Consider the following 16,897-nt stretch of genomic DNA (forward strand, 5'->3'; position numbering starts at 1 on the left):
TGTAATGACAGATACCTCACTACTCAGAAGAAAATTAATATATAGAAGCTGGCATAGGGGTTGCAAAGAAACCGATATACTTTTAGGGCATTTCGCATTGAAATATCTTGATAAATTTTCCTTAAGCGAACTAATCGAATACGAAAAAATAGTTGATCTTGATGATTACGAATTATATTGTTACATAACTCGTAAGACAAACCTCCCTCCTGGCTTGAATAGTCAGATAGTCAATTTAATTGCTTGCTTTATTGAAGCTAATCCTTTATGCACTCAAGATTAGTGATAATCTTATTTACCTTATCTAGTACCTCAGTATATTCTATTCTTTTCTCGTTTCTATACTTTTCGCGCTCTTGATTTACTTCATCTAATCGCTTTGTTAATTCTAAAATTTTATCCTCAAGAATTAGTGCTGCAAGTAAGAAATTTAATGCATCCGAACCCTTACCTCCAGTTTTTTGAGATACAGAACTAACTAACTTGTCAAAACTATTAGCAAGGCGTAATAAATGATTCCCCTTCCCACTTTCGCAAGATATTTTATATGTGTTATTACGTATAACTATTTCTACTACTTGCATATGGTGCTAAAAATTTCTATCGTACAGTATAAACTCAAACCCCTACTTTCATCTTATTTATGGTATAAATTTTTATTCATTTATCAAATCAGATAATTTTTTACTGCTACGAAAATATGTTTTAAAGTATTGATTCTTTGTAAACTTCTGTAACATTAAATGGCTTGTTTCTTTCAAGTTATAACTTCTAACTGAAAAAGAACCAAACCCCCTAATTTCAACTCTATTATGATGTTTCAATGTGCTTGAAAGTATCCCAAAAAATCTATCAACTATAGCTGCTATAACAATCTTATCTAAAAAAGGATGTCTTTTTGCTACCCTCGCTATTATATCAGACTTTGTTGCCATTTATATGAAGCCAAAATAAGTAAACCTTATCACTTAGCAGATAATGCTATGTTATATTCTTCAACACCCAATACTTCAACTTCTATTTTTTCTGATATAGAGAATTTTTTATTCTCTGGTAAATGCTCTTGATCTATTAGAAGGGTTACATCGTTCTCAACTTCAACGACTAGTCCATTATCTTCTCTCTTACCTACAATAACCTGTATTTTATCACCTACCTTAACTTTCTTTATCAGTTCTTCAAGAGGATCATACTCTATTTGTTTTATTCCAAGATAAGTTCTTGCCCGATTCACGTTAGCCCTTATTACTTTTGCTTCTATTTTATCACCTACATTATACTTCTTTATCTCATCTGAACCATTTTTAGACCAACTAAAATCTTTCACATATATTGTCCCTTCTACGTTCTCATCTATTTCAGAATCACCGAAAGCAACAGATACATATGAGCCGGTATTATTCTTCACTTCACCAGAAACAATAGAACCAGGAGGATATTTATTGATAAATACTTGCCAAGGGTTGTCTACACACCTTTTCATGCTTAAACTCATCCTACTCTTAGCAATGTCAATACTGAGAATTTTTACATATACTTCTTGTCCCCTTGTTACGAGACTACTAACTGGTAAATTACTCTTAACCCAAGTTATTTCTGACGAGTGCACTAAACCTTCAATTCCAGGTCTAAGCTCAACAAATAATCCATAATCTTCTATGCTTGTTACATAACCCTTATTCACACTATCAACTGGATATTTTGACTCTGCATCTTGCCAAGGGCTATCTTCTAGCTGCTTCACACCCAAGGAAATTTTAGCATTTTCCTTATCTATTTTTATAATTTTAACTTTTATAGTCTGACCACAAGTAAAAACTGCAGACGGATGACTTACCCTACTCCAAGAGATATCTGTAATATGTAACAATCCATCTATAACTCCCACTACATCTGATTCATGAATACCGACAAATACACCGTAATGAGTGATACTTTTTATTTTCCCTTCTATTATATCGCCTTCATTTAAAGATTCTAAAAATTTAATTTTTTCACCAGCGTGCAATTTTTCTAACACCAGCTTTCTTGATACTACAATATTGCCCTGCTTCTTATCCATTTTAAGCACGATGAACTTTTGTTCAGTTTCAATAAGGTGCTTCGCATCTTTTACTTGCTTCAAATCCACATGACTCAGCGGTAAAAAAGCGCTTATTCCGTCACCAAGATCAACAATAAAGCCACATTTAATTGAGCGTTTAATAACTCCGCTTACTTCAGCCCTTGTAACTGTATCTTCTTCCAACTTATTCCATTTTTCGTCCCTAATTGCTTTTTCACGACTAAGAACAACATTACCATGATAATCTTCAATTCTTTCCACATAAACTCTGATTTTCGAGCCAATAATGACCTCATCATTACAACCGAGTTCCTTGATCAGAATTCTCCCGTCAGATTTTAAACCAATATCAACCACAACGTCGTTAGGGTTTATTCTTGTAATTACACCTTCTACCACATCTCCTTCTTTAATTTTGTTAACAAAAGAATCTTCAAACAAGGTATTATCTTGATCCTCAAATTGGCCTTGACATATCTCTTCTATAAATTTGTTTGATGATAGCTTTCTGATAGTAACCGGTAGATTTACGACTGGATTATTATTATTCATACCTTTAACTTAAACTTTATTAGAACTCATATATTATATAATATTAACAATTATTGACAAGTAATTTTTCATTAACTCATTTCGAGAATTGTTTAAGCTATATAAAATATAGTGAGAAAATTATATATGTATCAAGAATATGCTATTTAAGAATAGCAAGTGGATTAGATCGTTCTCCAGAAGGTCCAGGCTAAAACCTGATGTTGATGAAATATTGGAAAAATATTCTATTCAAAACAGCAAGGAATCTATAGAGAAAATTGTAAATTCACAAAAAAGAATATGGGTAGAAATAGGCTTTGGCAACGGTGAAAATATGCTTTACCAGGTGCTCAATGAACCTGATCTATTATTTATAGGATGTGAGCCCTACTTAAAGGGGGTTTCTCGCTTGCTGACAAACATAGAAATACAGAACATAAAAAATATTTTAATGTGGACAGAAGATGCAAGAGAATTGATTGCAAATTTTCCTGATAACAGTGTTGAAAGATTCTTTATTCTCTTTCCAGATCCATGGCCAAAAAGAAGTCACAATAAAAGACGATTAATTAATACGGAATTTTTAAATTTATTAGCAAAAAAAATACTTATAACAGGGGAAATATTCATTGCAACCGATCATCAGGACTATGCAGAGTGGATAGCATCACATATAAAGCAGTGTAACTCTTTAATCTATAGGGAAGACGATTTCACAAGTTATACTCTTACAAAATACCACAGAAGAGCGCTCAAAGATCAGCGTAAAGTGAGGTTCTTTAAAGTAAGTGTTATTAATAATTTGCAGACTATGGATCAATAGAGTTTTTGCATATCTCTTTTACGTTAACTATAGATTAAAAATAATAAAAAAAGAGGGAGAAATAGAGTAAATTCCTTTAACTACTTCTCCTTATGAAGGAATAGACTTCTTGCATAACCCAAACTAAGTAGAAAAAAGGTATCGTCCAAGTAGCCCCTTTCTCGTCATGCCGCTGCGAATCGTCATACCGCCGCGGCGCTAACAAGTAGCGGGATGATGAGGCTTATCGTCATGCCACCGCGAACCGTCATACCGTCACGGTATCTCTTAGCCGCTAACAAGTAGCGGGATGACGGTTGTCAGGTTAGCTGTTATCCCAGTTTTTGACACTGGGATAACAACGAAGGGCTACTTGGATGACAGGGAAGGATGCTGAAATGAAGGTTTTTCAAATTGTCGATAAACCTAAATCTATAATAACTATTTGCCTTTTTTCTAGGTTATGCAAGAAGTCTACTGAATAACAGTAAGATTTTTCAATCCTGTTCCACAGCAAATTTTAGTGCCATGTGAGTAGTTACAGTGCTGTTAACAATCAAAATAACAAAAACTAAGATGGTGATTAGTAGTGTATAAATATTCAAGGATAAATTTTCAAATTGAGTTAGCATTTTAAAATACACAAAGGTTGGCATTATCATTGGCAAAACAAGAATTTGCGATACTCCTGATGCTAAGTTGTTTTGACCAATCATCAATGCATTTCCAGTAGCTGAAATATTAGTGATTATCAGCGTATTAAATAATAAAGACACTCCAACTGCTATTGAGTGTTCAATACTATTGCCTAGAATTGCAAAGCTGAATATGGAAGAAATTACTGAAATCGGTAACCCAAATAATAACCAGTGAGCGAAAATTTTATAAGCAACTATAAGCCTAGAAGAGAGTGGCTGTACAAAGATTTGCTCTAATATTCCATCATGATAATCAGATGTAAACAAATTATTTGTAGAAATCTGCAAAACAAATGTAGCACATATCCATGTTAATGTTAACATAACTTCTTGTTTATTGTTGTTTTTAAGTGTAAATGAAGATAAACTTAACATTATGATAAAAATACATACTATATAGGTAAAGTTCTTATCATCTATTACTAATTTTTTTACTGAGTCGATCATACTAGGCTTTTAAATGTTTATTATAAATTATAGTGTTTACTTTGAGGTAGTATAATTTTTTGTTCATAAATTATATAGGTTTTATTATTTTTTTGATAATGCAATTATGGAAAAGTTACCAAAAATAAAGTCACCAGAAGATTACACTCCTTCAGAAGATGAAGAATATATGAGCGTAAAACAACTGGAATACTTCAGCTTAAAGTTACAATCAATACTCGCTGAGTTAGAGAAACAAGAACTAGAAGATAATAGTATTGATACATACTATTCTGATGAAGATAGTGGAAACGAGGAATTAATCAAGCGTCGAAAAGATAGAAAAGAAAAAATTAAGGAGGCGTTAGAAAAAATAAAATTAGGCACTTATGGTTACTGCGATGGAACAGGAGAAGAAATAGGAGTCGAAAGACTTAAAGCTAATCCGCTTGCTATATATTGTATTGAAGAGCAAGAGAGAGTAGAAAAAGAAAAGAACGTGTACAACATTAACGATTAATTTACACATAAGTGGTGAGCCCATTGGACTTCAAGAGGAGCAAGAGGCGCTGAAGTATGTTATGCTATAAAGAAAGTGGAAAATTGGACATTCTCAACTTGACTCCTGCAGATTAAAAATTAAGTTGTATCCGTTCAGGCAATGGCGTCAACTTAAGGAAAAATATCAGCGATAGTGTATAAAATTTCTCTCTAAATTTTTTATCATTAAATTATCCAAAGAGTGCAAGGGACAGCACTTTTGTTTCTGTTTTATTTCAACAAAGAAGTCTAAAATGTGTCCTTTTTAGGTGAAATATGCAAAAAGGAAAAAACCTTATTCTACAAATTAAAAATATAATATACTCGAAAACTTTTCAGAAAATCCATTGTGTTGAGTTTTACACGAACAAGAAAACTTCCTTTTTCGACAGTATTTTCTATGATTTTAAAGTTAGTTAAAAAAAGTTTGGGAATAGAATGTGAACTTATGGAGCCATTGACATGTACCCTCAAAGCAAGCTTTTTCTAAAGCAAGGTATAAGATTTGCCATACAGGCTTTCAAGAATTTAAGCATCCAAACAGCCTATCAGGATGAACCTGAGTTGGAGAGGCTATAGACTTATTGCAGCAGATGGTTCTGGTATGAGATTACCCAGCTCTGGGGAAATTGTATCCGAGTTTGAACCAAATGGAACAACAGGCACCATTGGCAATTTGTTTGTTGATTTGTGTACTTCGCTAATTTGTAGTGCTCGTCTTGCAGCTTGGAATATAGGTGAACAAACGTTGGCGGCAGAGCAATTACCCGAAGTTATCACTCAAATGCGTTTATTAAATCAAGAGAAATTATTATTTATCTATGATCGTCTTCAGTAAAATTCATTCAGCAGCATTATGATTTGGAAGTAGATTTTATTTTTCGCTTGCAAAAAAGAAATTATAGTAAGCTATGGGAACGCTGGCGAATTAGATTTTGATTTTATATTAGAAAATGAAAAGCTAAAAAATAAAATGAAAGGACAGAAAGTAAGAGTTATAGTGCTGACATTAGCCAACTGAGAAACAGAGTTTTTGACCGAGACTTTGGAGCAAAGCTTATGTGTTAAGGTGGCACATAGAGGAGTGCTATAAACGACTCAAAGTAGGAGCAGAGTTAGAGAATTTTTCTGGAGAGGCTGTATTACAAGAATTTTGGGCAAACTTGGTCATGTGCAATATATTATCGCTTCATATATGTGATGCACAAGGGCCTTGGAACCCAGATCAAATTACTGAGTATCGTTTAAATTTTTCAGTTTTATTTGGTGTAATGAGGCAGAAACTCTATCAGGTACTTATTGCGCCAAAAAACTTTCAAGCCCTTTTTAAGTATACGCGCTAAAGTTAAAATCCGACCGGGACAGCCGCAATAAAGTAGATAAGCCTAAACGCCATCATGTCTTTAGGAGAGTTTGCTAATGAAAGTTCTTAAGTTGACGTCATTGACTGTTCCGATTCGTTATATGACATAAGAGCATCATATATTTCATGCAATGTATTTGAGATGTTTTTTTCCATATGTTGATTAATATGCCCATATATTGTCGTCTCTTCCGAACACTCTGTATCTTTATGTATATGATTTTGTTGCTTTAATTCTTCTCTATCTACACTCTCTATTTGCTCTGACACTAGCATAACTACCCCATATTTTACATAACGAAATAAAAAAATTCTAACTGTAGTATGCTTATATAATCTACGAAGTCAATAGTTAAATTGAAAAGTTTCGGTTATAATTTACTTCATATAGAACATGCCCTTGAATTATGCTAAAAATCGCCATAGTAGGCCTACCAAATGCTGGAAAATCGACCCTATTCAACAGATTAGTAGGAAGAAAAGCAGCAGTAGTGAGTAACATTCCAGGAGTGACAAGGGATAGGCGAGAGGGAATGGGGAGAATTAGCGATTTGGAGTTTAAAATTATAGATACAGGAGGATGGAACGACCAAACTAATTTTTCACTACAAGTTATTGAACAAATCGAATTTTCTTTATCCAATTCAAACATAATTTTCTTTCTTGTTGATGCAAAAGTGCAAAATGAGCGAAATGAAGAGTTTGCAAAGTGGCTGAAGAGAAAAATAAATAAACCTGTAATACTAGTAGCAAATAAATGCGAGAGTCATAAATCCGAAAATGTTGATTATTTGCAGTTTTTTGATTTTCTTGGCCCGGTGTATATCTCTGCCGAGCATAATCTTGGCATGGTTGATCTTTATGATGCATTAGCTGGTGTTATTGAAAATTTTAACGAGAACACTGAGTTACCTAACAATGAACTGAGTAGGCTGAGGATCGCGATCATCGGCCGTCCGAATGTTGGAAAATCAACTTTTTTAAATGGTTTACTTGCAGAAAACAGACTAATAACAAGTTCAGAGCCAGGTACCACACGTGATTCTGTGGATATTACATATGATCATGATGGAGAGTTAATTACTCTAATTGACACTGCCGGAATCCGCAGAAAGGCGAATGTTGTAGATGGCTTAGAATCAAGATTTGTTGAGAAAAGCATGGAATCAATCAAGCGCTCTCATGTGGTAGTTTTAATGCTAGACTCCCTAGTTGGTATTGAGCAGCAGGATTTATCAATTGGTGAAGCTGCAATTAAGGGAGGGAAAGGGATTATTGTTGTTTTAAATAAGTGGGATTTAATAGGTAAGGATGACAGAAGCAGGTTAATAAAATTTGTCAAACAACAGGAAGTAACCAGGTTATTCTTGGAAGTGCCAACTATAACAATTTCTGCGTTAAAAGGCATGCGCTGCGGTGATGTGATAGATAAGTGTCTTGAAGTGAGTGAATCCTTGAACAAGAAGATCAGCACTGCAAAACTGAATAAGTGGCTCATAGATGCTGTAGGAAAACATTCTCACCCTCTTGTAAAAGGCAAAGCAGTTAAAATGAAGTATATCGCTCAAATTGGTACTAAACCTCCAGCTTTTTCTTTGATATGTAACATACCTGAAAGTGTTGATGAAAGTTACAAACGCTATTTAATTAACGATCTCAGAAAAAATTTCTTTGCAGACGGTGTGCCAGTTAGATTGCTTTTGAAAAAAAATAAAAATCCCTATGTAAAATGAATACTCTGCTTTATACTTTCAGGGATAATTTACTTAAAGTTATGTGTAATAATTCCAGAATTCCTGCAATCTTTCTGCTGTCGAGTGCCGCTGCTCTAATTTTTGCATATGTGCTAGAATATTTTTTCAACATGCTGCCATGCAAGTTATGTACATACGAGCGAATAGTTTACTATATCGCCGGATTACTTGCAGTAGCGTGCATGCTTAAAGACAACAAAATTCTAATCTATGCAATGTTTTGCAGCTACCTCATAGGTGCAGTAATATCTTTTTATCATATAGGTCTTGAACTCCACTTATTTCATGATGTTTTAGGTTGTACAGAGCAAGCAAGTGGTAACGTTAGTATAGAAGAGCTCAGAAATAATCTACTAAATCCTAATTACTCTCCATCTTGTGACAGACCTCATTACGTTCTAGGTGTTTCCTTAGCAACATGGAATCTAATTTATCTCATAGTAGCTCTGTTCGTATCAGGTAAGGTGTATTGTGGAGAAAGAAAGAAATCTAAATAATTTAAGGTACAGCAACAATCAGTTCTTGCAACAGGCAATTAGAATAGATCACGCTGGAGAATATGGAGCTATTTGCATTTATTCTGGTCAAAAATTTATTCTTAAGAAATCTTCTATAATCAATGAAATAATTGAAATGGAAGAGCAGGAAAAAAAGCATTTTCACTATTTTAATGAGAAAATCAAAGAGCAAAAAGTTCGTCCTACTGTTTTGTTGCCTGTTTGGCGTGTTTTAGGAGTGTCGCTTGGCGTTGCAACTGCCATTATGGGCAAAAAAGCTGCTATGGCTTGCACTGCTGCAGTTGAAGAAGTTATCGGGGAGCACTACAAAGAGCAAGTTTCACATTTAGAAGATGGGGAATTAAGAGAAACTATAAGTAAATTTCGCGACGAGGAGTTAGAGCACAAAGATATTGCAATTCAGCACAATGCTGAAAGCGCATTTGGCTACAACATTTTATCATCATTCATAAAAACAGGCTGCAAAACTGCTATTTACTTGTCTAAGTTAATTTAACTAAGCAGCTTTCTTAAAGTGTTTTAAATGTTCTGATAACAACAGAAACCAGGAAGGAATTCAAGTGTAACAATTATTTTATAACTATATTTACATATCACCATTATTAATAAATAATTAGTATTTGTAAATTAAATACATCTAAAGTATAGACTGCAAAGGAGGCAAAAGTGCGTTTTAATTTAGAAGAGGGAAATGCTCTTATGTAATACCTGCCACAGGTTCACAACTGTACGAACATTCATTTTTGAAGGTAAATTGCACAGCAAATGGTGTCATTCCAGTCTGGAATCCAGAAATTTTGCTTATAACTGAGCTGATAAGCTAAAGGTAATTGTCTTACACTAAAACAAACGTTTTTAATTAAGTTGCATAGAACCAGTGTCTGGGCACTGGGATGACACCCCACTGGTGGTCCAAACTACAACGTTCGTACAGTTGTGGATTCCAGACGGCTTTGTTGCATCACACTTTATGAGATGGTGATTTATGGTAAATTCATGTAACTATCTCAAATTTAGCCATACCAATATCAGTGAATTTATTAAGCAAATAGCATTTGATTAGCAGTTCTTTTTCTCGATTTATCTCAGATTTATTCCTAAAACTAAATCCGAATATTTGCTTTAATCTTGAGAAAAACCCTTCAATATAAGATCTTTTCCCATAATTTACTTCTTTTTTCCATTCTTTCATGCCATCTTCACCGTATAATTTTATTAACCTAATAGCAGCATTCCTGTCAGACATATAATCTGTTTCTGGATGTTCTGCCGCATTGTTTATTGGTGGAATTTTTGTCTTTATATCATATTCGTTACACAACTTATAAAACTTGTGCCTATCACATGCTCTATCTGCATATAGTGCTTTTATGGCATGCTGAAAATCAACTTCTTTTAGCAAATCACAAGCTCCATAGTGATCAGAGTAGACACCGTTACTGTATTTTACAGCTATGGCTTTTTTGTTGTTTATATTCAACATTACGTGCAATTTTCTCGTTTGCTCATAGCCACGATATTTTCTGTCAGTGCTATTTTCCTTGCTGTGACCAGGAGTGTTGTTGTATATACTAATTCCTGTACTGTCTATAGCAATTTCGATATCTTCCATATTATTTTCTGCAATCATTTATCTTAATATTAAGTTTCTTAAACCTTCTTGATGCTTGTGAATAGCTGATAACTGCCAAATCTCTTCCTATTTGTTGCAAATACCCTTTTATAAACCCGACTGTTTGTCTTAAACCAATTCTAAAGAAACTGACGATTATATGCACCAAAATCACAACTTTATCACTATAAATATAGTTGCCGCCCTGCATTTTTGGACAATTCTCGTACCAATTTTCTATGGCGTCATTGATATAACAAAAAATGCTTCCTCTTTCTTGGAGAAATTTGTTATATTCATGGCAGTTACTGACTCTCATTTTTTGTGGCATATTTTTCTTCAACAGTTAAATGGCTATTTATAATGAATTTTGTCAGTAACTGCCAGTTCTTTTCACTTGAGCGATGCAACAAAGCCATTCCAGACTGGGATGACACCCTACTGATGGGCCCAAATCACAATGTTCGTACAGTTGTGGGTCAGGCTATAGGATGACAGAAATTGACTTTATTAGCTATAGGTGGTATGACACTCAGTCAATTTAAGTAAGCAGATGATCTTAGCTACAAAAGTATTTTTTACCTCATTTGTTTTTGGGTTTATTCTTTTTCCCTATTTTATAAAGCTTCTAAAAAAAATAAGCAAAGATGGGCAACCAATTAGATCATGTGGACCAGAAAGTCATTTAATAACAAAAAAGAATGTACCACCTATGGGCGGAATAATAATACTGACTTCTTCTTTATTACCAATTTTACTCTGGGTTCAGTTAACACCAGAAATTTTGCTGCTGATATTGATAACTCTATTTTTTGCTCTACTTGGATTTATTGATGATTATTTAAAATTGAAGACAAATCACTATCGAGGTTTAAGTGCAAAAACCAAAATACTTATTCAGTTTATTGTTGCTCTGGTTGGTGTGTTTATACTTAAGCTATACTCTGCTGAATGTTTTACAAAAACGTCCCTATTTAAAGGAGTAATAATAGATTTTGGCTATCTATATGTTCCGTTTGCTGCGTTTGTAATTGTCGGCTCTTCTAATGCTGTGAATCTCACAGATGGTTTGGATGGCCTTGCTGCAACTCAAGTCATCACTTCCTTTGCTTTTTTGGGGCTAATTGCATATATAACTCAAGCAGATATGAATATTACTTTATTCTGCATTGCATTTATAGGAGCTATTCTAAGTTTCTTGTGGTTTAACACACATCCAGCAAAAATATTTATGGGTGATGTTGGTAGCTTGTCGGTAGGCGCAGCCTTAGGGTTAACTAGTGTCCTAATTAAAAGAGAAATGCTTTTTGCCGTTATTGGAATAATTTTTGTAATAGAGACTCTATCTGTTATTATTCAGATATCATATTTTAAATATACAAAGTTTAAATATGGAGAAGGAAAAAGAGTTTTCCTTATGGCACCAATGCATCATCACTTTGAAAAGAAGGGATGGTCAGAAAATGTAATCGTTATGAAATTTTGGATAATTTCTATTATCTGTTCAGTTTTTACTATAACTTTCTTATTATAAAAACCTATGAAATACCCAGACTTTACATTAGAAAATAAATTATCAGGAGTGATAGCAGGAGTGGATGAAGTTGGAAGAGGTCCGCTAGCTGGTCCAGTAATATCCGCAGCCGTAGTGTTTATTGATAGAAATACAATTATTGATGGAATCAACGACTCGAAAAAGTTGACTCCTCAATGTAGGCAAGTCCTATATGAAAAAATAATATCCGTTGCAAAATTTGGTATAGGAATGGCAAGCGTAGAAGAAATAAATTCATACAATATCTTGCAAGCAACAAAACTTTCAATGAAACGTGCGTTGATAGACTTGGACCTAGAATTAGATTATGTGCTAGTTGATGGTAATCAACCACCTGAAGTGAAATGGCAAGTGAAATCCATAGTAAATGGTGATAATTTGAGTACATCAATTGCAGCAGCTTCAATCGTTGCAAAAGTTACGAGAGATCGGCTTATGCAAGAATTGCACAATAAGCATCCTGAATATAATTGGTATAAAAATAAAGGATATGGGACAAAAGAGCACCTTAACGCTATTGGCCTTTATGGAATTACAGAACATCATAGAAAAAATTTTGCACCCATATCTCGGGCATTATAGCCTTTACCCTTTTTTGAAAGGTATGGTTTCATTAAATAGGCAAACTGTACTCGATCCATTCCTTAAGGTAAACACTGAACTTACCCTTTCGATTATCAGGTAGTTATCAACTGTACGGAAATTTACTAAAGACTCATATCCTGCAGAATCAACCATAAAAACTGCCGGAAAATCAGAGTTTATTTTATTGAATTGTAGATATGTAAATTTTCCGTCATCAAAAACCTTAATTGGTATTATTGACTGACTACCTTTGACGTGCGAGATGGAATAATTAAAATTTAATCCCTTCTTTACAACTTCAATATCATTGATATCAGGAATAATGGTATGACTAGCTTGTTCGAAGATATCACCGTTATTTGTTGTGTAAATCTCATCACTGCTAAATAGTGGATAAAGAAACCTTACTTCATATGCTAATCTTGGATCATCTAGTCCAGTTGCTTCTTCAGCATGAAGTTCAAAGTAATAAACTCTTTTATTGGTAATTATAGTTGCATTAGTATCAGCAATATCATCTATGGGCTTAATAAACAATCTGTTACCTTGAGGAAGAAGTTGCCAACCAGTTGAATCACCCATTGAAAGGTTTTGTATTATCTCCCCTGGTTCAAACAATATACTGGACTGATAACCATAAAAACCCGTATACTTATGTATAGCCTGTGGGTTATAATTTATTACCTTTATGTGATTATCTCCAGCTATTGAACGTGGCTCCTGTTTTGCAAGTGCATCACTACCACAGAGGAACAATAGTACGGCAAACAGTAAACCAATCATAATATCAAAATGAATTAATCTTCATTTTATCATTAATAGACATGCACTGCAACTGTTAAGGCACTTTCTATACTATAAACCCCAAAGCAAGCGGTAGAAAAGGCAAGAAATAAGGTAAACTCCTTAAATACTTTAGAACTACAGGAGGCTTCACCTGAACGGGTACACTTGGAATCCTGCCATTTTCACTTCGTAAACATACCAAGAATTCTGTCCATTATTCCACCCATGTTTGCTTCAGCTTGAGTATACTCTATTTTACCACCATGCAAGATTAGTTTAATATCTGATCCAGGTGATATATTAACAAATTTACTGCCAACAACTCCACTGCTAGTGATCAGAGCTGAACTATCAATTGGCAATTTTATGTCTTTGCTTATACACATATCGATTCGTGCTACGTAGGTAGCTTTGTCAAGTGATACACCAGTTATGCTTCCAACATCTACACCAGAGATCTTGACACTATCACCAACTCCTATACCGTTAGCGTTAGCAAAAAGACCATATATTTTATAGCAATCCTTATAGTTTTTCTTTATGTAAGATAGCTTATCAATAGCAAAGAAAATCAGAAAAATAGTAAAAATTAATACAAATAATCCAGCGGTTATTTCAAGTATATTTGACCTTCGCATCTTTAGTTATCAGGACTCCAGCTTTTATAGTAATTTTTCACTTTTTGGTTTGGATAGTATGCATCTTTTGTACCCGTTAAATTAGAAGTATGTTTTACTTTTCTTTTTTTATTATTAACTGGTACTACATTATCAGTATAGTGAAGCCATATATGCCATTCCGGAGGCACTGTTGTAGGCTCAGAAACACTGCTATACATAACCCACCTTTTTCCTTTACTTGATTCATAGTAAGAATTTCCATTTTCATCTCTTCCTACAAATTTATCTTCTCTTCGTAATAGGCGTTTTATTGCATTACAAATTTTAGATAACATAAGGGTATTAAAACAAAAAGTATTATATATACTAATACTTTAACGATATATTAACAACAATTTAATGCAATTACCAATCTTACAAGTTATTATCCCAATAATTGCATCAATGTTTTGCTTTCTTGCCAAGAAACACAAGGTATCTTGGTTTATTTCTTTTATTGCAACAACAATCACTCTTATCATTTCATCAATACTACTCATTAAAACATATAAAGGTGAAATTATAACTTATCACCTTGGAAATTGGGCTCCTCCGTATGGAATAGAGTTAAGAATCGACGTGTTAAATTCCTTAATTCTAACCCTAGTGAATTTTATAGCGCTGATTAGTGTGCTTTATAGCTTTTATATTAACGAAAAAGAGATTAGCAAAAACAAAATCACTGGTTTTTACTCTCTATTTCTACTGTGCTTAAGCGGACTGCTCGGGATTCTAGTAACAAACGACATATTTAACCTTTACGTTTTCTTGGAAATTTCATCTCTTTCTTCTTATGTATTAGTTTCAATGGGAAGGGATAAAAAAGCCTTGGTTGCAGCATTTGAATGTCTAATTAGTGGAACAATAGGTGCAACATTTTATTTATTTGGCATCGGGCTCTTGTATTCAATGACTGGAACGCTCAATATGTCTGACATGGCTGAAAGAATAGTTCCATTATACGATAACAACATCATAAAACTTGGCACGTTGTTCATTTTTGTTGGTCTCTCAATCAAAATGGCACTGTTTCCATTAAGCAGGTGGCTGGTTAATGCATATAGTGAGGCGCCAAGTTTCATTAGCATATTCTTTTCAGGCACAGTGACAAAAGTGATGATATATGTTTTCATCAGAATCTTTTATACTGTTTTTCATCAAAATTTTTTCTTGTTTAAGCCGCTACTGGACAATGTGATAATTATCCTCGCACTTTGCGCTATTGTATTTGGGTCGATATTTGCAATAACCGCAAAAGACATAAAAAGACTGCTTGCTCACTCTAGTATTAGCCAAATTGGTTATATAATTTTAGCACTGAGTTTTAACTCAAAAACAGGTGTATTTGCAGCAATTCTTCACATAGTAAACCACAGCATAATAAAAACATCTTTATTTATGGCTGCAGGATGTATTTCTTACAAATTTGATACAACAAAAATAGAGAATTTATCGGGACTCAAGAAATCAATGCCTTATACAGCACTTGCGTTCACTCTATTCAGTTTAGCATTAATCGGTATGCCTTTAACAAATGGCTTTATAAGCAAGTGGTATATAATGAAAGCAATTATCGAATCTCATGCGTGGATTTCCCTTGTAACATTTGCTGCTGGCTCTTTCCTTGCATTGATATATATGTGGAAGATGGTAGAGAAAATGTATTTTGAAAATGATGCAACGTCACGCACTGGAATGACACCGGACAAAATTAATGATGTGCCATTTCCTATGCTTTTCTGTCTATTGTTTATGGCAGCTTTAACAGTAGTAACTGGAATATATAGTACTTCAATTCGGTTAGTAGTTGAGAAGTTGGTTTTTTGATTTTTATCTTTGTTTCATATTTTACTATACTTTAAGGTTATAAGGTCTTTATTGTGGATAGGCTGAAGAAGATTCATTGGTTGTTAGTCATTAACGTGATAGCGCTGTTTTGCGTTGGCATTGTTGTTCAATACTCTTCTGCTGGAGGAAAGTGGGTGTCATTTGCGATTCACCAACTGGTCATATTCTCCTTCTTTTTCCTATTCGCTATAGCTATGTCATTCATAGAGCTAGATTTTTACTTGAAGTACGCCTACTTTTTTTATATAGCAGCAGCGATTTCGCTATTAGCAGTAAATTTTTTTGGCTCACACATAATGGGTGCAACAAGGTGGATAAGAATTGGATCAATTAGTTTGCAGCCATCAGAATTTGCAAAAGTAGGCTTAATACTTGCGCTTGCTCGCTATTTTGATAAGCAGAGTGTATATAAAATGATGGAATTTAAAATATTGCTTAAGGCACTTATAATTATTTTCTTACCCGTGTTCTTGGTGTTAAAGCAACCTAATTTAGGCACAGCTGTGATAATGTTATTTATAGGGATATCAATTATATTCACAGCAATAATAAAAAGATCTCATTCGGTAATATGTGGAACGCTTGGCATTTTTGCAGTACCGGCTATTTGGCCTTTTTTACGTCCTTATCACAAGCAAAGGATATTGTCGTTTTTGGATTCATCAGTGGATCCACTTGGGATAGGTTATAATGCGCAGCAATCTCAGATAGCTATTGGTTCAGGAGGTTTGCTTGGTAAGGGCTTTGTTAACGGAAGTCAAACTCAACTTGGATTTTTGCCGGAAAAGCGTACAGATTTTGCTTTTGCAGTGCTGAGTGAGGAGTGGGGCTTTTTAGCTAGCATGGCTTTAATTTTGCTTTATACCTCATTACTTGGCATAATTTTCTCTATCGCTTATAGGTCGAAAAATTATTTTTCTAAGTCGTTATCTATCGGCATTTTCGCCTTTTTTAGCGCTCATTTTTTTATAAACATCGGAATGACAATGGGCCTCTTACCTGTGATAGGCGACCCATTGCCATTTCTTTCCTATGGAGGAAGTACAACTGCTGCAAGCTTGATATGCATAGGATTATTGCTGGCAATAAAAGCAGATGAACAACAAAATGCTTGTATTTTACCTATGCTAAAGTAAAATTAAACTTTACTTA

Annotated in this window: 18 protein-coding genes and 2 pseudogenes; 11 read left to right on the forward strand and 9 right to left on the reverse strand. The window is 34.0% G+C overall.

Annotated features, from left to right (window positions below; genetic code table 11):
• Positions 1 to 4: 4 nt before the first annotated feature.
• Positions 5 to 283, forward strand: coding sequence for an FAD assembly factor SdhE (locus tag WHA_RS04885; RefSeq protein ID WP_006279484.1), 279 nt, complete (start codon positions 5 to 7; stop codon positions 281 to 283).
• On the opposite strand, the gene WHA_RS04890 is transcribed toward WHA_RS04885, so the two are convergent.
• From WHA_RS04890 to WHA_RS04900, 3 genes are all read right to left on the reverse strand, one after another.
• Complete coding sequence (locus WHA_RS04890; RefSeq protein WP_010082086.1) at positions 258 to 584, reverse strand: cell division protein ZapA; 327 nt, start codon at positions 582 to 584, stop codon at positions 258 to 260. The genes WHA_RS04885 and WHA_RS04890 overlap by 26 nt on opposite strands.
• A gap of 72 nt (positions 585 to 656) precedes the next feature.
• Positions 657 to 935, reverse strand: a complete 279-nt coding sequence (locus WHA_RS04895; RefSeq protein ID WP_010963035.1) for an HU family DNA-binding protein — start codon at positions 933 to 935, stop codon at positions 657 to 659.
• Between the two features lie 29 nt (positions 936 to 964).
• Positions 965 to 2,617, reverse strand: coding sequence for a 30S ribosomal protein S1 (locus WHA_RS04900; protein WP_015589375.1), 1,653 nt, complete (start codon positions 2,615 to 2,617; stop codon positions 965 to 967).
• A 139-nt stretch (positions 2,618 to 2,756) separates the two neighbouring features.
• Between WHA_RS04900 and trmB the strand changes: the two genes are divergently transcribed.
• Positions 2,757 to 3,422 carry a tRNA (guanosine(46)-N7)-methyltransferase TrmB gene (gene trmB, locus WHA_RS04905; protein WP_012673367.1) on the forward strand — a complete coding sequence of 222 codons (666 nt, stop codon included), beginning with the start codon at positions 2,757 to 2,759 and terminating at the stop codon, positions 3,420 to 3,422.
• A 476-nt stretch (positions 3,423 to 3,898) separates the two neighbouring features.
• Here the strand turns inward: trmB and WHA_RS04910 are convergent, their stop codons facing one another.
• Positions 3,899 to 4,546, reverse strand: a complete 648-nt coding sequence (locus tag WHA_RS04910) for a heme exporter protein CcmB (protein WP_015589376.1) — start codon at positions 4,544 to 4,546, stop codon at positions 3,899 to 3,901.
• A gap of 106 nt (positions 4,547 to 4,652) precedes the next feature.
• On the opposite strand from WHA_RS04910, the gene WHA_RS04915 reads away from it, so the two are divergent.
• Both WHA_RS04915 and WHA_RS06600 read left to right on the forward strand, forming a co-directional pair.
• Positions 4,653 to 5,045: a TraR/DksA family transcriptional regulator gene (locus WHA_RS04915; protein ID WP_010963040.1), complete on the forward strand. Its 393-nt coding sequence runs from the start codon at positions 4,653 to 4,655 to the stop codon at positions 5,043 to 5,045.
• A 296-nt stretch (positions 5,046 to 5,341) separates the two neighbouring features.
• Positions 5,342 to 6,485: pseudogene (locus WHA_RS06600) on the forward strand (transposase).
• Positions 6,486 to 6,494: 9 nt separating this feature from the next.
• Here WHA_RS06600 and WHA_RS04930 read toward each other — a convergent pair.
• Complete coding sequence (locus WHA_RS04930; protein ID WP_015589377.1) at positions 6,495 to 6,704, reverse strand: hypothetical protein; 210 nt, start codon at positions 6,702 to 6,704, stop codon at positions 6,495 to 6,497.
• 131 nt (positions 6,705 to 6,835) lie between these two features.
• Between WHA_RS04930 and der the strand changes: the two genes are divergently transcribed.
• From der to WHA_RS04945, 3 genes are read left to right on the forward strand one after another with little or no spacing between them, the layout of a single operon-like run.
• Entirely contained in the window at positions 6,836 to 8,161 is a 1,326-nt protein-coding gene (gene der / locus WHA_RS04935; protein WP_015589378.1) for a ribosome biogenesis GTPase Der, read from the forward strand.
• Positions 8,158 to 8,679: a disulfide bond formation protein B gene (locus tag WHA_RS04940; RefSeq protein WP_015589379.1), complete on the forward strand. Its 522-nt coding sequence runs from the start codon at positions 8,158 to 8,160 to the stop codon at positions 8,677 to 8,679. Before der ends, WHA_RS04940 begins: the two co-directional genes overlap by 4 nt.
• On the forward strand, positions 8,654 to 9,196 hold the full coding sequence (locus tag WHA_RS04945; RefSeq protein ID WP_015589380.1) for a demethoxyubiquinone hydroxylase family protein: 543 nt from the start codon (positions 8,654 to 8,656) through the stop codon (positions 9,194 to 9,196). The genes WHA_RS04940 and WHA_RS04945 overlap by 26 nt, the downstream gene beginning before the upstream one ends.
• 498 nt (positions 9,197 to 9,694) lie before the next feature.
• Here the strand turns inward: WHA_RS04945 and WHA_RS06605 are convergent.
• Positions 9,695 to 10,643, reverse strand: a pseudogene (locus WHA_RS06605) (IS5 family transposase).
• Positions 10,644 to 10,865: 222 nt separating this feature from the next.
• On the opposite strand from WHA_RS06605, the gene mraY reads away from it, so the two are divergent.
• Positions 10,866 to 11,846 (forward strand): phospho-N-acetylmuramoyl-pentapeptide-transferase, encoded by a 981-nt coding sequence (gene mraY, locus WHA_RS04960; protein ID WP_007548592.1) that lies wholly within the window; start codon positions 10,866 to 10,868, stop codon positions 11,844 to 11,846.
• Positions 11,847 to 11,852: 6 nt separating this feature from the next.
• On the forward strand, positions 11,853 to 12,449 hold the full coding sequence (locus tag WHA_RS04965) for a ribonuclease HII (RefSeq protein WP_015589381.1): 597 nt from the start codon (positions 11,853 to 11,855) through the stop codon (positions 12,447 to 12,449).
• 3 nt (positions 12,450 to 12,452) lie between these two features.
• On the opposite strand, the gene virB9 is transcribed toward WHA_RS04965, so the two are convergent.
• The 3 genes from virB9 to WHA_RS04980 form a co-directional block, all read right to left on the reverse strand.
• A complete protein-coding gene (gene virB9, locus WHA_RS04970; RefSeq protein ID WP_015589382.1) occupies positions 12,453 to 13,235 on the reverse strand; it encodes a P-type conjugative transfer protein VirB9 in 783 nt (260 codons plus the stop codon).
• Between the two features lie 185 nt (positions 13,236 to 13,420).
• Positions 13,421 to 13,876, reverse strand: a complete 456-nt coding sequence (gene mlaD, locus WHA_RS04975) for an outer membrane lipid asymmetry maintenance protein MlaD (RefSeq protein WP_007548591.1) — start codon at positions 13,874 to 13,876, stop codon at positions 13,421 to 13,423.
• Positions 13,877 to 13,878: 2 nt separating this feature from the next.
• Positions 13,879 to 14,193, reverse strand: coding sequence for an NADH-ubiquinone oxidoreductase subunit NDUFA12 family protein (locus WHA_RS04980; protein WP_015589383.1), 315 nt, complete (start codon positions 14,191 to 14,193; stop codon positions 13,879 to 13,881).
• A gap of 64 nt (positions 14,194 to 14,257) precedes the next feature.
• On the opposite strand from WHA_RS04980, the gene WHA_RS04985 reads away from it, so the two are divergent.
• Complete coding sequence (locus tag WHA_RS04985; RefSeq protein WP_015589384.1) at positions 14,258 to 15,724, forward strand: proton-conducting transporter transmembrane domain-containing protein; 1,467 nt, start codon at positions 14,258 to 14,260, stop codon at positions 15,722 to 15,724.
• A gap of 53 nt (positions 15,725 to 15,777) precedes the next feature.
• Entirely contained in the window at positions 15,778 to 16,881 is a 1,104-nt protein-coding gene (rodA, locus tag WHA_RS04990; protein WP_015589385.1) for a rod shape-determining protein RodA, read from the forward strand.
• The last annotated feature ends 16 nt before the right edge of the window (positions 16,882 to 16,897 follow it).

Origin of the sequence: Wolbachia endosymbiont of Drosophila simulans wHa (assembly GCF_000376605.1) — a bacterium.
Taxonomy (GTDB): Bacteria; Pseudomonadota; Alphaproteobacteria; order Rickettsiales; family Anaplasmataceae; genus Wolbachia; species Wolbachia pipientis.